The following is a 17,788-nucleotide window of genomic DNA, read 5'->3' as shown; positions in this document are numbered from 1 at the left end:
ATCGGCCCGAGAGGTGCCTTTGCGTTGATCTGTCGACCGTCCGGCTGCGCTTGCAGAAAGGGCTGTCGCCTGTCGGGCGTGACCTGATAGCGCCTCTGTGTGTCAAGCGGCGTTCTTTTCGGCTTGGCGGTGGTCGTGCAGAATCTGCCGGTAGAGGACGTTGGAGAGGCGCCGTTTGAGTGCTCTTCGGGCTTCTCGGGGTGTTTTACCTTCAGTGATTTTCTTCAGGTAGTAGTCCCGGCCTGGTCCGGGGTCACGGCTTTGGCAGACGGCCATGGTGTGCAGCACGGAGTTGAGTTGCCGGTTGCCTCCGGTATTGAGCCTGTGCCGGTTGTGGTTGCCGCTGGAGGCCTCCAGGGGCGCGGTGCCCGTGTAGCTGGCGAAATGTGAGGCGCTGGGGAAGCGGGTGATGTCACCGACATGGCCCAGGAGCTTCGCTGCCAGGATGACGCCGATACCGGGGATTTCCTGCAGGGAGGTCTTGGAGGCGTCCAACGCGGTACGGGTCTGCGTTTCGTTGCCTTTGATGGAGGAATCGATGCGTCGAAGATCAGCGAGCAGCTCTTTGGTGAGCTCGCGTCGGACTGCGTCGGTGGCTGTTGCCGGCCGGATCGTCCGCAGCGCCGCGCCGGTCTTGTCGGCGCTCAGGCCGGGTTCGACACCGCCGGGTAGGAGTTCGCGCAGGAGCCGGTGCAACCGGTTGAGCAGTCGGGCGCGTTCGTGGCCCAGGTCCTCGCGGCGTTCGGCCAGCAGACGCAGGATCGTGGTCTGGTCCTCGGCTGCGACGACGCGTAAATTGTTCTGCCGCAGGCCCGTGAGGGCGACCGCGAACGCGTCCGCGGGGTCGCTTTTACGTCCGCCGCCGGTGGAGACGACCCTGACTTTCATGGCCAGCGTGGAGGGAACATCCACGACGACCTCGCCATGGGCTACGAGGACTTGAGCCGTACCACGGCCTAAACCATTGGCGCCTTCAATGGCGAAGGTCCGTTCGGGCCATTGCGCGGCCCAGGCCAGCAGTTGTCGGGCGGTTCCTGCGTTGACGACGAAACGCCGTACCGCGAGCTCACACCCCGAAGGATCGATGGCTGCTGCGGTGATGGAGGATTTGTGCGGGTCGATGCCGATGATGATCATGTCCGGGCCCCTTACGCCGATGTAAGTGATGGATCACCCGTGGCGGGCACCCTGACTTGAAGTGTTCGCATGCCTCTGTCGAGCCACGCCCCGGGCGGGTATCAGCGGCGCGGCACGCTATCAGTGAGCCAACCCAACCTATGCGGGCGGCAAGGAGCTTGCGGACCTGTGCCGGCTAACACCCTGGACGCTACAAGACTGCAGATCCTGCGGCATCCCACCATCAATGGAACAAATCAGCGCCTGGAGCAGACTTTGCGAGCGTCCCCGTGACAGTCCTGTCCACCCGCCGGCGACAGCGTGATTCCACGCTAACGGGCAGAAGGACAGGACACGATGACAAATCTCATCTCGACGCGATCGGGCCACATTGTGGTCGGCGTCGACACGCACAAACACATCCACGTAGCCGCCGTGATGGACACGATCGGTGGCATCCTCGCGACGCTAACGATCCCGACCGACACCGGCGGGTTCCGGCAGCTACTGGCGTGGGCGGAAGGGTTCGGCCGGGTCCTCGCGTTCGGGATCGAGGGCACCGGCTCCTACGGAGCCACGCTGACCTCGTTCCTGCGCCGACACGACATCAAGGTCGTCGAAGCCGGCCGCCCTGACCGGCGGTTGCGGCGCGAGAATGGCAAGTCCGACACCCTCGATGCGGAAAACGCCGCCAGGGGCGTGCTTGCCGGATTCGCGACAGCAATCCCGAAGACGGCAGACGGCGCCGTCGAGATGATCCGACAGCTGAAAGTCGTGCATGATTCCGCGGTCGTGAACCGTTCCTCAACAATCATCATGATCAAAGCGATGCTGGTCCACGGCTCGGACGAGCTGCGCCGCGAGACGAACAAAATGTCGCGTCCCAAGCTCGCCCGACACCTCGCAGCATCACGCCCGCGAAACCTGGATACTCCCGACGACGCGTTGCGCCACTCGGTCCGCACCCTGGCGCGACGTTGGCTCGCCCTCGACGCCGAAGCCAAAGAACTCGAGGCCCTGATCGACGCCCTCGTCCGTCGCACCGCCCCGCAGCTCCTTGAGCAGTTTGGCATTGGAGCCGACACCGCTGCCGAGATTCTCATCGTCGCCGGAGACAACCCTGAACGGATCCGCTCCGAAGCCGCCTCCGCTAAACTCGCCGGAATTGACCCCGTCCCCACGGGTTCAGGAATGACTAGCGGAAAGCATCGCATCAACCACGGGGGGCATCGCCAGCTCAACGCCGCAATCTATCGACCAGTTATCGTCAGAATGAGATTCCACGAGCCGACCATCGCCTATGTCGCCCGCCGGATCGCAGAGGGTCGGAGTAAACGCGACATCATCCGCTGCCTCAAGCGCTACGTCATCCGCGAGGTTTACCACCTCATCAAACCGAACCCGACAACCGGCGAAATCAGGAGTTGACAACTATAGGAGCTTCAACGCCCTAGCGGAATCCACGATCGGGCTGTGCAAGAACGAATGCATCCGCAAAGGAAGCCCCTTCATGACAGGCCCGCTCAAGCAGCTCGCGGATATGGAGAAGGCGACCATGAACTGGGTCCACTGGTACAACACCCGCAGGCTCCACAGCACCCTGGCCAAGGTCCCGCCCGGCGAATTCGAGCAAACCTACTACGCTAATTTAGACGCCTCATCAGACGACGAGGCCACCAGCAAGAAGACGGCCTAAAACCCGGCACGGTTCAACCATCACTGTATGGGTCTATGGAATTTGCCATCGAGTCAAAGTGGTCGCTGTCGTTTAGCAGGCGACACACCTCCGCGACGATGCGCTCCTTATCGGTTCCAATGAGGGTCACCGTTCCCGCATCCACTGCCTCGGGTCGCTCGGTGTTCTCGCGCATCGCCAGAACGGGTTTGCCAAGGCCGGGAGCCTCCTCCTGAACCCCTTCGGAATCGGTGAGCACCATTTGCCAAAGGGAAAGCAACCGGGTGAACTCGTCGTAGGCAAGGGGCTCAGTAACAAGGACATTGGGCAAGTTCTCCAGTGAAGGTAAAACTGCCTCCCTGACTACAGGGTTCTTACGCACGGGTAGGACAATCGTTAGGTCCGGTTCCGCCGCAGCGATCCTGGCAATCGCCCGTCCAACACCACGCATATCCTCACCCTGGTTTTCGCGGCGGTGCGTCGTGACTAGCAGGACCCAGTTACCACTTAGCGCGAGATACGCCAGCGGTGGATCAGTGAATGGAACCTGTTTCCGCACTGTTTCAAGAAGCGCATCGATGCCGGTGTTTCCGGTAACGACGACGTCCTTCGCCGAAACATTCTCGGCGAGGAGGTTGTCGCGGCTCGTGGAGGTAGGGGCCAGGGGCAGGCTGGCGATCTGCGAGGTGATCTTCCGGTTCGCCACTTCCGGAAATGGCGAGAACAGATTACCCGAGCGAAGTCCTGCCTCCACATGGACAACAGGGATACCGTGATAGAACGCAGCGATGGCGGCGGCCGTAGATGTGGTTGTGTCCCCTTGGACAATAACGGCATCCGGCTTCGACTGCTCGAACAATGCGGCGCGGCCATCAATCGTCTTGGTCATAATGGAAGTGAGGCTTTGTCTCTGCTGAATTATGTTGAGGTCATGATCCGGAACAGTTCCGAGAAGATAGTTCACTTGACCCAACATCTCGCGGTGCTGCCCGGTGACAGTCACCACACAGTTAAAATGCTCAGAACTTCTCAACGCCGCGACTATAGGCGCCATTTCTATTGCGTCAGGTCGAGTTCCATAGATCGGCATTATGACAGGCAATTGGGTCCGCTGATTCGATGAGATTTCCTTCTGCGATACAGCCTATCCCAGCACGAGGAGCGCCACGATGAGGGTCGGAACGCTCAGTGCGACAAGAAGGACCAGAAGGAGGGCAATGTTCTTTTTCCGTCGATGGTTTGCATTGCGCTCAATAGCTCGTGAACGTTCAAGCTTCTTCCCTGGCCCCGCGGGACGCGGTTGCTTGGTAGTGTCGGTCGGCTGACGCGCGCTCGAAGACGCGTTCTGGCTGAGATGCCGTGCCGCAGGGAGATCGCTATCCAAGCGAGCGTACACAAAACCCACTTCCTATCCACGCGCCAGTGTTTGAACCCGTTCTAATATAGTTCGGTCGGGGGCAACCAATTAGTAGCTGGGGCCGTCATGCCCAGTGCAATAACTTTGTCTGCGAAGATTTCGGCCCGGTTCTAGTACTTTGGGGGTATGTCCCTTACCGTCAATTATGTCAGCGAATCGGACCTGTTGGCACGAATTTTCCCCCGCCTGCTGCCTGCAGGCGCAGCAGTCGTGGGTCCTGGAGACGACGCCGCAGTGCTGGCCGCCCCGGATGGTCGGGTGGTGATCACGATCGACACTCTTGTCGAGAACCTCGACTTTAGGCTTTGGCGGGCAAATGGGCATCTAACCAGTGGTTTCGATGTTGGGTGGAAAGCAGCCGCCCAGAATCTTAGCGACATCAACGCGATGGGTGCACGGGCTACCTCCCTTGTTGTGAGCCTTACTTTGCCAGGATCAACGCGCGTTTCGTGGGTCGAAGATTTTGCGGATGGGATGTCCGCAGCTATCGGGGATCTTGGCGCAACAGGGTGCGGGGTTGTCGGGGGAGACCTCGGTGGAGGGCGGGACCTTGCAATCACTATTGCCGCAACTGGAACGCTTGAGGAACGCGATCCGGTGCTGCGATCGGGAGCGCTGCCGGGGGACAACGTGGCACTTGCCGGAACCGTGGGCCGGGCGGCCGCAGGATTGGCTCTGATGGAGTCCGATCACAAGCTGAGCAGCTTGGAACCCTTACTTCAGCGGTACGCGATGCTCCAGCGCCGTCCGAGGCCGCCTCTAGGTGCCGGACCGGCTGCGGCCGCCGCGGGGGCACATTCCATGTTGGACATCTCAGACGGGTTGATGCGGGATGCGGGACGTATCGCCACATCAAGTGGCGCGACCATCCACCTGGACCGGCGCATCATTGAACGTTTTTCGGCGCCATTGCGTGCCGCTGGCTTGCTTCTGGGTGTTGACCCGATGGAATGGGTGCTTTCGGGCGGCGAAGACTACGGTCTGCTAGCCACGTTTCCCGCCGAAGTGAAGTTGCCCGGGGGGTTCGTGAGAGTCGGCAGAGTCTCGGAGGGTGACGCAGCGGTCGAGGTGGGTGGGACCATCGTCTCCGAGGGTTGGGACCATTTCTCCGGCTGACAACAGAAAGGTCCCCATTTGCTTCCAGGCGCGACTTCACCACAGGATTTAATCAGCGTTGAGTCATTTTTGACCAACTATCACACCTCCGCACAAACCCAAGGGTAGGTTCAAAATGGCCCGGAATTCATTCGGGTTGTCGGTCGTTAGGGCTGACCTATGCGGAGGTCAGCTTTATGTCTTTCATCACACGCACACATCGAATGGTTGCCTCGCTAACCGCATACGTCCTGGTGGTCCCTATTCTTGCGATGGGTTCAGCCAACGCCGTCGAACCAGCGGAAGTCGCAGCCGCCTCCGGATCCTTTTTCGATGTAGGCAGCGATAATCAATTCTTTGATGAGATTAGCTGGCTGGCCGCTGAGGGCATCTCCACCGGTTACACCGACGGGTCTTTCCGTCCTCTGCAGCCGGTCAACCGTGATGCGATGGCAGCATTCATGTATCGTCTGGCAGGCGAACCTGCCTACACTCCTCCCGCTAGCTCACCGTTCCGGGATGTAACTACTCGAACCCAGTTCTACAAGGAGATCAGCTGGCTGGCGTCCAAGAAGATTTCTACGGGATATCCGGATGAAACCTACCGACCTGTTCAGCCGGTAAACCGGGATGCCATGGCCGCGTTCATGTACCGACTGGCAGGAAGCCCTACCTACACAGCACCCGCGACTGCAAGGTTCACCGACGTCGGTACGGGCGTTCAGTTCTACAAGGAAATCAGTTGGCTCGCGTCGAAGAAGATTTCTGAAGGCTGGCCAGACAACACCTATCGTCCCGTCCAGCCGGTAAATCGCGACGCCATGGCAGCGTTCATGTACCGCTATGCCGGCAGTCCTGCACCGATACAATCCGCCCCGCCTACCCTCAGTAAACAGAGGTCCGACCTGCAGGTGATTATCGCTGCGGCACAGCAGGAGTATGTAAATTCGCGTCCGTTCATTTCCTCCCTGCCGAGGCCTAATGGGGTTGTGGTTCAAGATGCCATTGCACTGGGAACAGGTGAACTTCAAAAGGTCGCGGTGGCTGTGAGGGAGGCAGACACCCAGGCAAAAATCGATCAGGTTGCACCGAGGGTCAGGGATGAGCGCCTTCGCGCAGCCACGGTCAAGACCAGCGCGGCGCAACTCAAGCGGGTAGTGGAGCTGAGGATAACCCAGCAGGACATTGCCAGGAAGCTCCTGGCTGATCGTGGGGCCGCCCGGATAACCGAGGCGAACTATCAAGCCGGCAAGAGCCGTGCAGCGGGATTTACCACCCAGCTGGCCGCGGACGCCGCGAATCAGCTCAGCGTGATTGGTAAAGTGGTCCAGCCTAAACCCATGCTGGCGACAGGCTGGCTTGACGAACTGCAAGGAGGCACGAAACCTATTCCTTCCGCACCGGGTTGGGTGGGATTTGCCGGAGGATGCGCGCTGCCTTACGCCGATCCAAAGTTCGCCCCCCGGCTCCCCGCGGCTGGACCAGGTGTCGCAACCAACAACAACCTGGTAGCCAGGGCGAAGGTGACAGGTGAGACCGATGCCACCGTGGGTCCTATCCACCGCCAAATGATCCGGGAAGCGAGTCGCCAGGCCGCAACCAGTCTGACGGTTGAGCAACTGTGGCGGGGCTATCCCGAACGCGTGGCGCGCCTCGGCTACGGATGGTTGGAAGCTGGCGACGTCCCCGCGCGCGATTCACTGCGATCCGATGCCAAGAAAATTCTCGCTGCTGGTCCGGAGTCCATGAACACGCTGACCGCCTCCCATCTCCTGTTGGCGGCCGCCACCGGGAGCGACTGGTCATCCGCGACAGGGATGGAAGAAACCGTCCTCATCCGGTGGTTGGGACCGATTACCTGCTTGCATGAAGACCGGGAGAATTTCGTAGACGCTGCATCTAACATCGCAGCTATTCACAACTCTGCGACCTTCGCGGCGGCAGCAGTATTTCTGGAGAAGCAGCCACTGTTGTCGGCGGCACTCGCCCGCGAGTCACTGGTATCGATTCAACCCGCGCTGAAACTGATCCTTACTGACGGGGGAACCCAGGAAGGCCCTGGATATTGGACCTACCAGAGTCGGGCACTTGCTTCCCTCTATTCAACCCTTCCGAATGTCTACTCAACCCTTCCTGTTGCAATGCCCCCCTTGGCAAAGACTTCTGGCTACGCGCTCAACAGCACGGCGCTAGATGGCGTCCCCACCGCATTCGGCGATGCCGAACCCAACAAGCTGATCCCCCTGATGCCCGCTTGGGATGCTTATTCGCGCGGGGACCGGGCAGTGGCGGCCTGGGTCGAAAAGGAACTGATTGAGAAACCGGATGCCTACCTGATGTGGTGGAGGGTGCAGCCTGGAGCATTGCCGGCCAAGAAGTCCAGCGTGTATCCATTGACCGGCCTCGCCGCTCTCCACCTCCCGGCAGGCACGGCCGTTTTGAAAGGCGGCGATAACGCCGCGAGTCATGGCCATCTGGATCTCGGGTCGCTGGCTTTTTACCGGAAGGGAGTGCAATGGTCTATTGACCCCGGTGGAGAACTGGGAAGCCCAGCTGGCTACTACAGTGCCGGAACGCGGTGGAACTTCTGGAAGACAAGTACTTCAGCCCACTCTACGTTGTCCGTCGCAGGGGCCAATCAGCCACTGACGGCCAAGGCAGCAACGACCATGCAATCCCCAACCTCTGCGTCTGTTAACCTTACGCAGGCACTCGCCGGTTCGAACTCAGCCAAAAGGTCAATCGAACACACTCAGACCGGCATGACGGTCCGGGACACGGTAACCTCGGCGGCGGGAATACCATTGACCTGGCAATGGGTAACGGATGCCGCGGTCACCGTTGATGCCAGCAGCAACGTAGCGGTGCTGTCAAAAAACGGCAAACAGGTCACCATTCAGCTGGGCGGGGTACCGGGAGGCTCGAAGCTCAGTGTGGTTCAAGCCCCCGAGACATCGAACACTGGAGCCACCCTGAGAATCGTCCGATTGGTCATGCCGAAAGTGACATCGCTGAACTTGACAGCAATCGTGAAATAGTTCCCATGCCCGGGACTGTCCGATAGACGATGTGTAGGGTCCGGCGGTTTTCATCAGTGAGTGGTTCTTTCGAGCCGTCCAGCAAAGGTGATCGCGAACGCGTTGAGGGCGGGCTTCCACCTGATCACTTAGCGTGCTCTGCCACAGCCTGTGGGGTCAAGGGACCGGGTGACGAGGTAGAGGCACTTCAGCGCCGCGGCCTCGTTCGGGAAGTGTCCGCGCGCTCTGACGGCCCGCCGGTAGCGGACTGTGATCGACTCGATCGCATTCGTCGTGCAGATCATCCGGCGGATCCCCACGTCGTATTCGAGGAACGGCACGAACTTCGCCCACGCAGACTCCCAAAGCTTGACGATCGCCGGATACCGTTCACCCCACTCCGCGGCAAACTCCCGGAACCGGTCCTTCGCCGCTGCCTCACTCGGAGCCGTGTAGTACGGCTTGAGGGCCCTGACGATCCCGTCGCGGTGCTGTCGGCCGGCGTAACGGAAGGAATTGCGGATCAGGTGCACGATACACCGCTGCACGACCGCCTGCTCCCAGGTTGTGTTTATCGCCTTGGGCAGGCCCTTGAGCCCGTCGCGGACGGCGATGAACACGTCCTCGACACCCCGGTTCTTCAGCTCGGAGAAGACCTGCAACCAGAACATCGCGCCCTCCGCCCCATCACCGGCCCAGATCCCGAGCATGTCGCGTTCCCCGTTCGTCGTGACGCCCATGACGACGTAGAACGGGGTGTTGCGCACCTGCCCATCGCGGACCTTCACCACGATCGGGTGGACGAAGAGCACCGGGTAGAGCGGGTCCAGTGGCCGGGAAGACCACTCGGCCAGCTCGCCTGCGACCTTCTCGGTGATCCTCGAAATGGTGTCTTTCGAGACCTTTGCCCCGTGGACCTCCTCGAAGTGCGCAGCGATCTCTCCGGTCGTCAGGCCGCGGGCAGACAGCGAGAGCACGACGAGGTCGAAGACGCCGCTGCCGCCTGGGCACGATCACCGGCTCGAACGACCCTCCCGATTCCGGGGCACCTCGTTCTCGACCGGAGCGATCTCCGTCAGCACCGTCTTCGACCTCGTCCCGTTGCGCATATTCGCCGCTATCGGCGTCTGCCGGTGCTCATGAAGGTGCTCGGTCAACTCCGCCTCAAGCGTAGTCTCAAGGACGTTCTTCGTGAGCTGGTTCAACAACCCGCCCGGCCCGACAAGGCACACGCACTCCTCCCTGGCCTGGACGAGCACCCGTTCGGCAAGGTCCTTCTGATCGATGATCTCTCCCGTCACCGGATCGATCATCTCCTCTGTTGCTTCGGTCGTGAAGTCAGTCACGGTCGTCGCCTTTCGGATCAGGCCGGACCCTCACACACCGTTTTCCTACAGTCCCCGTTTCGGTGGCGGGGATGAATATTCGCCTTGGCGGGCTCCGGGTGTGGTGCGGATGAGCACGACTGTTCAGTTCCGTGATGCGCGTTGTGCAGCATCAATATCATTGTGGTTGAGTGTCGTCTGAGAAGCTCCTCCTACCATGTGATGGCCACATGGCGGAAGGAAACCGGTAATGGTGCGGAAGATCAAAGCGAAGCTGGTTCTGTAGTTATGTAGTCAATCCTGTCGCGGCGACCAATTGAGTCCGCGCACGGGATGTCCCGAAACAGTATCCTGGCGGTGCTCGTTGCTGCGGACCGGCTAGGGCTGGGCTGGGATGATGTCGCGGACATGTCTGAGGCCGAGGTCTATGGGGTGTTGTTTCTCGGCCGCGAAGTCCGCGAGATTGTCTTTGCGCAACCGGACTGGCCACAGGTTCGCCGGAAGTTAGCCAGGGTCGGGGTGATGTGAAGCTGCTGCCCCAGGAATACGTCGACACCAGCGCGCGGGCGGGGTAGACGTAGATGAGTAATGATCGGTTCTGTCGGCTCTACGGCGACTACGCGGCCGTGACCGGGCCATCGTCGAGGGTTGGATACAAGGCCGGGCATAGTATCGAGGTCGGCTGGTCAGGGCCCACAGTATAGCTGCTGGGCATTACCACGGGTGAGATCTCAAAGGCTTATCTATTTTTCGCTTGTCTGCCGTTCAACAAGTACGCGTTCGTTGAGGTGTCTCTGGACATGCGCCAAGAATCGTGGCCACGCGCCCACGTATCTAGGTTCGCCTCCTTCGGCGGCAGCGTCCCGCGTCTGGTGCCCGACAATCTGAAGACCTGGGTGATCTCCCATCCACGAGAGGGCGAAGCCGCCCTCAACGATGCGTACCGGGAGATGGCCGCGCACTACTCGGACGCGGTGCTACCGGGCAGAGTCGGGACGCCGAAGGACAAAGCGAGCGTCGAAAACACTGTCTCCGATGTTGCCACCTGGGTCATCGCTGGGTGGAGGCTCGAGTAGTTCACGTCCCTGGCACAGTTGCGGGAGCGGATCGATGCCTATAACCGGCAGCCGTTCCAGAAGCAGGACGGATCGCGGCTGAGCGATTCACCCTGGAAGAACTAGGCCAGTTGCAACCGTTGCCAGCGGTTGCGTTCGAAATTCGCTCCTGGGCTAAATAGCGCAAGGTGGGCAGGAACGTGCTGTGGCTTGGGTGAAATACTTTTACTCTGTCCCTTCACCTACATCGGTGCCCTTTTTGACCTGCGGGTCACGGACACCATGCTGGAGGTCTATTTCCGCTACGAACGCCTAACGAGCCACGTGATGCTGCCCGGGACAGCAACGATCCAGTATCAGACGAACGCGGCGGACCTTCCCGAAAGGGCGCAGCTTCCAAGCCTGGGAACGAGCCCGGATCTCACGAGTGGGCTGCCAGAATGGGTTAGGCGGCGGAGCCAGTGATCGGGACGATCTTAGAATCCGTGTCCATTGAAGAAGCAGGCTACGACCGGCGTTGGCAGTCTTGCGTTGAATGGTCGATGAGATTTGCTCAACTTTTAGCGAAATCCCAATAGCTTGATAGTCTGAATCTGAGGCATAGATAGATATGTACCACCCGGGATGCCACCGTCTCTCAAGCAGGCGCTCCGCCTCCTAAACCATGCACCGATAAACACTTCAGTGCCTACGGCTGCTCAACCAATGAAAGGGCGAGTAATGGCTGATAACTACACGCCGAGGTCCTCGGACTACTTGATTATCGCTAACGCCTACCCCAGCGACAAAGCCCTCTATCGAAACGCGTTCATCCATTCGCGGCTGAAGGCCTACCAAGCTCAGGGCGAGACCGTGCAGGTTTTCTACCTCCATCCCCCCGTGAAGTCTGCCTACGAGTACCAGTACGATGGGGTGGATGTCCGCGTCGGAGCAAGATCGCACTTGGAAGATTATCTGAAGCTTAAGAAGTTCAAAAAGATCTTAATACATTTTGCATCTCCGGATATGATTGAACCGATACGTAACAATTGCCCGAAGACTCCGGTAATTGTATGGATTCATGGTTTCGAAGCTGAGGCGTGGCATCGTCGATGGTTTAACTTCATTGGATCATCAGCTGAGATCAAGAGTGCGATCAAAAAGAAGACTGAGTACTATGATGGCCAGCTTTCTTTTATGGCTTGGTTGTATCAGACGAAAGAACTCGACCTCACTTTTGTTCATGTATCCAAGTGGTTTAAGGAAAACATCGTCGAACCGGACGCTGGAGTTCCTACTCAAAACAGTTACGTTATCCCAAATGCTATCGATGACCAACTATTCTCATATCAAGAAAAACCATTATGGCAGCGGCAAAATATAATTTCCATTCGCCCTTATGCTTCGCGTAAGTATGCCAATGACCTAATGGTACAAGCGATTATTTTGCTTACACCGAGGCCCTTTTTTGAACAGCTCAGATTCTCGATTTACGGCGAGGGGCAGTATTTCTGGGAAACCGTGGAACCATTGAAAGCAATGAAAAATGTGCGCATCACAAATGGATTCTTGCGGCAATCTGATATTGCAAAGCTACATAAAGATCATGGTGTGTTTCTAGGGCCTACCCGATTTGACTCCCAGGGGGTCTCGATGTGTGAGGCGATGTCAAGTGGGGTCGTGCCCATCTCGAATCACGTCTCCGCAATCCCGGAGTTTGTTGAACATGGAGTTACAGGTTTCCTGGCGGAACCAGAAAATGCCGAGGGCTTAGCTGAATGGATTGAACGTCTCTACTTCAACCCGGAGTTATTTCGTTCGGTATCTTCCGCTGCAGCACAATCCATCCGGTCCGTTTGCTCCGTTAGCGAATCTATTTCAAAGGAGCTTGAAATTGTCAGAAAGTAAATTATCAGAACCTGACGCCTTTGACTTGGATTGGCGTCGTCTTTACCGAGGCTTGGAATCCCAACTCGAAATCATTTTGCTGTCCGTTGCGGACAAAATGGAGGAACTTGAAAGAAGTGGATCGTTGGTTCAAGCGGTTCGAATCGTGGAATTGCAAACGGTCATGGCTGAAGGTGTTATCACAGCAACTTGCGTCGCGAGCGCGGCTAACCCCGAGTTTGCTTTTTTCGTATACGGACCAGGTAATTTGAAAGTGGTCAACGAGTATGGGCGATCGAATAGCCTTAAATACGTTCCGACGAGCAGCGGATCTTTCAGAGTGTGGGCTTATGTTCGAAATATGCATGACAGTGGGAGCGTGGCGCTTATGAAATCCGAGTCTATCGAGGTGCAGCTGTGATGACCGCTTCCTCAAATTCTCACAAGCCATTGCGCATTTTGCTCTTCGGATACATCAACGTAAATGTGATAGACGGCTCCGCCCTATTTCTGACCAGCCTGACCTCAATGCTTGTCTCTGCGCCGGAGATCGAGGTCGATTTGGTCCTCGCCAATCCGCTCAAGCGAACCACAGTTCTGTCCGATATCATAGATCACCCAAGTGTCACCATTATTGACCCCTATCAGGAACCGGATCCTGGAATAAATCTATCCTTCTTACATTCAGGCAGGATGACCACATCAGAGGCTGCTGTCCTGCTCGGCCACTATTGGCAAACAGGATCATATGACCTTGTATTCATCAGATCCACTGAAGTTGGATTGGCATTCGCGGAATACGAACCAGAGGGATCGCATAGGACCTTTCTCTACGTTACAGGCGTGGTTCGCGGTAGTCAGCCGCTGGATGACGACCTTGTAGATGACTTCCGCACAATGGTCTCAAGAGGAATGACATTGGTTTGCCAGACCGATGAGATGCGACACCATATTCTGCAGCACTCCGATCTGAGTATTCCTGAAGAATCCCTTTTTGCTCTGCGTCCCATGGTCCCTGATATCGATCTCACTTTTGATGAAGTTTTCCAAAACCGTGATCGTTACACCCGCTTTGTCTATACCGGAAAATTCGTTCCCATGTGGAATCCCGGGAAGATCATTTCAGGGTTCCGCGAGGCTTCGGTTGACGATCCATCTATGACGCTTGCGGTTGCGGGCGACCAATTTAAGGATGACCCAAAGGATCCGTATTTTGCGAAAGATGTACGCTACCTCTTGCAAAACACGCCTCGCGTTGAATGGATCGGTGGAGTGGACCGGAAACGAGCTCGCGAACTGATCATGTCGTCCGACGTCGGGATTAGTTGGAGATCGAAGGAGTTGGACGACAGCCTGGAGTTGTCGACGAAGTTGCTTGAGTATGGGTCCTTCGGCCGACCATGTGTGATGAACCGGACACCTATGCACGAAGCACTATTCGGTAGCGACTATCCTCTTTTCGCTGATTCAATGTCCGAGTATGTAAATATTCTGAAACTAGTTCGCGATAACCCAGATGTCGTAGAAGTGGCGGCTCGTAGATCGTTCGACGTATCAGCGAAGTTCACTTTCAGTGAGTCGCTCCGTCAGCTTCTTCCTAAGTTGCTTGCAAAGGTTACGGGGGCCCATTCAAAGAGGACGCTAAACAGCTCGTCAGTTGCCCTTCTGCTTACTGAGAACTCTGGCGGAGTTCTTCAGACAGGGGATATCCTGTTTATTGATCTGAGCAGAGTCGGAACTGGCCGGCTTTTACAGCTCGTGATGGCCAGTGAGTCCTTGGAAGTTGTTGATTCGTTGGGTCCCGTGATCGCCCTAGGATTGGGTGCATCAGATCCTGGGATTACCGCTGCAGAGGAGCGACGAGCCGAGCTTTTTGGCGAAGTTTTAGATTTTTTTGTTCGGGACCAAGCACTAAAGATGATCCGAAAAGAATCAGTGAAAGGGAATCAACTAAACGACTCTCTTACTAGCGAAGGGCCTACTCTTGCAAGGTCGGCATCTTTTCTCGCTAAACTCGTCAAGGACCATGATAAGTTGCAGGTAAAGTTTCGGGGGATGCATGCACGGGCCGATGGATACCTGAAGCAAGCTGAAAGGCTGGAGGAAGAATTGGGCTCGATGCAGGTCAAGTATCGTGGGATGCATGCTAGGGCGGATAAATATCTAGCGCGTGTAGGTGAACTAGAAAAACGTCTTGGAAACCCCGATAATACTCGGTGAATTGAAAGTGCTAATGGATTGATCGGACCGCCATTTATACCGTTCAAATTTTTAGATGAATAGCCTATTTTTTGCTCGTATGTTGTATTACAATAGGCAGAAAGAATGTTCCCAGTGGCATCTCCTAGTTGGATTGAACACTCAGTAGCTGATTTGCACTACTTGGAGGTTCATAACGCCGCAGTTCTGCCGACGGCCGTCTCAAGCTCAAATGGATCGGTTCGAGGTGGGCTCGTTCCGATTAGCGGCGCGCCTCTTTATACTCAGCAATTACGTCAGATTGGTCAATCCGTCGGTTCGGTCACTCGTTTCAGACACAATGATCCGACTGGATTCAGTGAGCCAGGGGCGGTCCCTGAAATCGATTCAAGACCTAGCATGTATTTGGGTCCTTTGCATAATCACTATGGCCACTTCATTACTGAGACAATGACTCGTGTTTGGTACTTGTTAGATGGGTCGCACAAGGATGTTCGGGTAGTTGCCATGCCGGAGGTAAGCTCGGTCGAAGAGCGATCTAACTTCGTTTTTGAAAGTCTAAGATCCTGGCAGCAGGAAATTTTTAGGTTTTTTGATATTGACTTGGTGACGTTCATTAAGACTCGGACAATTTTCGAGAATCTTGCCGTTCCGGAACAAGGTGGTTTGTTGTTTTCTGATATTCACAAACCGGACTACTTGGATATTTTATCGGCACACTCCCATAGAAAGCTCGGAGAGCGGGGGAGCCCAGTGAAAATTTTCTATAGGCGACCTCTATCTGACGTTGGAGGAAAGTTGGCGGGGGAGGGGTATATTGCGGCATTTCTGGAGCAGTTCGGCTATGCTTGCATATTTCCTGAAATGATGGATGCATCTGATCAGATCAAACTTGCCTATAACGCAAGCCATGCTATTTCCATTCAGGGCTCCGCCCTACACACTTTCAACCTCCTCGGCAGGTCACCTGTCGATGTCTTAATAATCAGAAGATCGACAGATTTTGCCAGTTTCCTTCGTTGCTTAAAACCTTATGTTAGGTCAACGACAATCTATCAACCCGATCGAAAGTTATCGGGGGTCCGGCCTGATAATGGGCTATTAATTGCAGGCAAGTCCTTAGTCGATTCGTTTGTATTGTTCGATAAATCCATTGATGCCGAATTGTTTGATTACCAAAAATATTTCGATTCAGTGGCGGAAGACGTACAAATATTCTGCGACGTAAAATCCTAAATGTCACGACGAGATTGTTCTCCGTCGAGTACACACAGTATAGTGCGATTAGGGGAAGGGTAGAGAGCTCAAGTCGGCGCCGGGGTCTATTCATCTTTTGGGTGGTATGACAACAGGGCCAGACTGTCGTCCTATCGGTCGGACCGTTCGAACAACGGCTATTGCAGATAGGACAATCCGTAGGCGTTCACTAAGAACTGGATGATCACCGGATCACCGCGTTCTGGCCAATTCACCGCGTTGGCACGCACCAGCACTGGACGCACGTTACCGGGCCTCGGCCGGTGCGAGAACCGCATCCGAACCCTGAAGCACACCTTCTGGCTTCAACTCACCTGCGTTCCCGCGGGACACCGAGCCGCGTTCTGGGACATCAAACGTTGGCGCTATCGGGTTATCGCTACCGCCGGCAAACTCATCACCATTGGCCGCAAACAACGACTCCTGTTCTCAGGACCCCTTGCGCCCGGCTAACCCCTGCCCCTGGGATTAGCCCGACGACCAGAACGAAAGCCCACCCTAAGTGGAAGCGGCGCTGATCCAGAGGGACACAACAGGGCAAAAGCAATCCAGCATCAGCGGCTCTGCCCACCGACGTCAGAAACCCAATCGCTAGCCCCGATGAAAAATCGAGGCTAGTGCGAACGGTCCATTATGAATTTTCGCTCCGAACCAATTCCCCATGATTTACGAGCAAGATCCGGCAAGTAAATGCAAGCGGAGAGTCGGCTGAGGCCAACTCAAAAATAGTTAAATTCACACTTCACGTTCCGCTTGGGCGAGAAATTCTTTCAATTCATCATTAAACATAAGTGGCAAAAATCGGTCAATTTTTTCGTCCGACCAATTCCACCATGCAATCCGCAGGAGCCGGTCAATGGTGGTCTCAGGGAAGCGATACCTAAGAACTCGGGCAGGGTTCCCCCCAACAATCGCATACGGTGGCACATTCTTGGTCACGACGGCGTGACCAGCGATGACTGCTCCGTCTCCAACAGTGACGCCCGAGGTGATGAACGACCCGGCGCCGATCCAGACATCATTCCCAATAACAACGTCGCCCTTGCTGACATGATCTACGGGGGAGCCAGCGGATGGCCACCATCTACGTAATGTCGGAAATGGGTAGCTAGATACCGAGTCGATACGATGGTCACCCAAGGCAATGCCCACTCCGCCAGCTATCGAGACGAACTTTCCGATTTTTAATTTGGAGGTTTTTTCGAATACTATAGGCTTTCCATAAGTATGGTCACCAATTTCCCATCCATACAGCGCTGATTCACCAGCGAAGGCCGCGCGGGTCATTGTCTCCATGCGGCCTCGGGCCTCCCATGTCACTGGCGATAGAATGAATGTCACTTTAGGGTCAACGAGAGAGTTTCCGCAGAAGGTGATGTCTTCCGTATCGCCCACAACGGGTGATAGTCGGCCGGTTAGCCTGCCTTGCTCAGTCATGAAGCATAATTGACCGTCCAAAATTGTCCACCGACGCTCGTTGCGATGGCTATATCCGAAAAGCCTTCCGTCTGGGTGGAAACGCAGGGCGATACTCAGAACCCGATCGTTGCCGGAGAAGTGCCAAATAGAATTGGTAAGCAAGTTGCTAATATCATCTTCGTTCTTGAGCATCGTCAGGTATTCTCCATATTCCATTCAACTAAGCCTTAATGGCCCGAATTGTATTCTCGCCCTAATCGTCCGATGGGCACGGCCTGGCGTGTACCCTACCGACTAACATTCGCCTATTCATCTGGAAACCTTTTCCTAACGATCGAGGAGTATCT

At 56.3% G+C, this 17,788-nt stretch carries 13 protein-coding genes and 2 pseudogenes; 11 read left to right on the top strand and 4 right to left on the bottom strand.

What is annotated here, in order from left to right; translation table 11 throughout:
- Positions 1-102: 102 nt before the first annotated feature.
- Positions 103-1,137, bottom strand: a complete 1,035-nt coding sequence (locus ACX80T_RS14150; protein WP_459304728.1) for an IS110 family RNA-guided transposase — start codon at positions 1,135-1,137, stop codon at positions 103-105.
- Between the two features lie 336 nt (positions 1,138-1,473).
- Between ACX80T_RS14150 and ACX80T_RS14145 the strand changes: the two genes are divergently transcribed.
- Together ACX80T_RS14145 and ACX80T_RS14140 are read left to right on the top strand one after the other, a co-directional pair.
- Positions 1,474-2,544, top strand: coding sequence for an IS110 family RNA-guided transposase (locus tag ACX80T_RS14145; RefSeq protein WP_459304727.1), 1,071 nt, complete (start codon positions 1,474-1,476; stop codon positions 2,542-2,544).
- A gap of 25 nt (positions 2,545-2,569) precedes the next feature.
- A pseudogene (locus ACX80T_RS14140) lies at positions 2,570-2,812 on the top strand (integrase core domain-containing protein); the annotation flags it as partial.
- A gap of 13 nt (positions 2,813-2,825) precedes the next feature.
- On the opposite strand, the gene wecB reads toward ACX80T_RS14140, so the two are convergent.
- Positions 2,826-3,893 (bottom strand): non-hydrolyzing UDP-N-acetylglucosamine 2-epimerase, encoded by a 1,068-nt coding sequence (gene wecB, locus ACX80T_RS14135; protein ID WP_459304726.1) that lies wholly within the window; start codon positions 3,891-3,893, stop codon positions 2,826-2,828.
- Positions 3,894-4,334: 441 nt separating this feature from the next.
- Between wecB and thiL the strand changes: the two genes are divergently transcribed.
- On the top strand, positions 4,335-5,324 hold the full coding sequence (gene thiL, locus ACX80T_RS14130; protein WP_459304725.1) for a thiamine-phosphate kinase: 990 nt from the start codon (positions 4,335-4,337) through the stop codon (positions 5,322-5,324).
- 176 nt (positions 5,325-5,500) lie between these two features.
- Positions 5,501-8,341, top strand: coding sequence for an S-layer homology domain-containing protein (locus tag ACX80T_RS14125; protein ID WP_459304724.1), 2,841 nt, complete (start codon positions 5,501-5,503; stop codon positions 8,339-8,341).
- 128 nt (positions 8,342-8,469) lie between these two features.
- Here the strand turns inward: ACX80T_RS14125 and ACX80T_RS14120 are convergent.
- A pseudogene (locus ACX80T_RS14120) lies at positions 8,470-9,633 on the bottom strand (IS256 family transposase).
- A gap of 345 nt (positions 9,634-9,978) precedes the next feature.
- Between ACX80T_RS14120 and ACX80T_RS14115 the strand changes: the two are divergent.
- The 7 genes from ACX80T_RS14115 to ACX80T_RS14085 all read left to right on the top strand — a co-directional run bounded on the left by ACX80T_RS14115 (position 9,979) and on the right by ACX80T_RS14085 (position 16,475).
- Positions 9,979-10,173: a hypothetical protein gene (locus ACX80T_RS14115; RefSeq protein WP_459304723.1), complete on the top strand. Its 195-nt coding sequence runs from the start codon at positions 9,979-9,981 to the stop codon at positions 10,171-10,173.
- 272 nt (positions 10,174-10,445) lie between these two features.
- The gene (locus tag ACX80T_RS14110; protein ID WP_459304722.1) at positions 10,446-10,721 is read left to right on the top strand and encodes a hypothetical protein; all 276 of its coding nucleotides are present in this window, start codon (positions 10,446-10,448) and stop codon (positions 10,719-10,721) included.
- 699 nt (positions 10,722-11,420) lie between these two features.
- A complete protein-coding gene (locus tag ACX80T_RS14105; protein WP_459304720.1) occupies positions 11,421-12,587 on the top strand; it encodes a glycosyltransferase family 4 protein in 1,167 nt (388 codons plus the stop codon).
- Positions 12,574-12,987, top strand: a complete 414-nt coding sequence (locus tag ACX80T_RS14100; RefSeq protein WP_459304719.1) for a hypothetical protein — start codon at positions 12,574-12,576, stop codon at positions 12,985-12,987. Before ACX80T_RS14105 ends, ACX80T_RS14100 begins: the two co-directional genes overlap by 14 nt.
- Entirely contained in the window at positions 12,987-14,786 is a 1,800-nt protein-coding gene (locus tag ACX80T_RS14095) for a glycosyltransferase family protein (protein WP_459304718.1), read from the top strand. The genes ACX80T_RS14100 and ACX80T_RS14095 overlap by 1 nt, the downstream gene beginning before the upstream one ends.
- A 114-nt stretch (positions 14,787-14,900) precedes the next feature.
- Entirely contained in the window at positions 14,901-16,001 is a 1,101-nt protein-coding gene (locus tag ACX80T_RS14090; RefSeq protein ID WP_459304717.1) for a glycosyltransferase 61 family protein, read from the top strand.
- Between the two features lie 201 nt (positions 16,002-16,202).
- The gene (locus tag ACX80T_RS14085) at positions 16,203-16,475 is read left to right on the top strand and encodes a hypothetical protein (protein ID WP_459304792.1); all 273 of its coding nucleotides are present in this window, start codon (positions 16,203-16,205) and stop codon (positions 16,473-16,475) included.
- A 282-nt stretch (positions 16,476-16,757) separates the two neighbouring features.
- On the opposite strand, the gene ACX80T_RS14080 is transcribed toward ACX80T_RS14085, so the two are convergent.
- The gene (locus ACX80T_RS14080; RefSeq protein ID WP_459304716.1) at positions 16,758-17,657 is read right to left on the bottom strand and encodes a CatB-related O-acetyltransferase; all 900 of its coding nucleotides are present in this window, start codon (positions 17,655-17,657) and stop codon (positions 16,758-16,760) included.
- Between the last annotated feature and the right edge of the window lie 131 nt (positions 17,658-17,788).

Source organism: Arthrobacter sp. Sr33, assembly GCF_054511195.1.
This window is presented reverse-complemented; position numbering and strand designations above follow the sequence as displayed.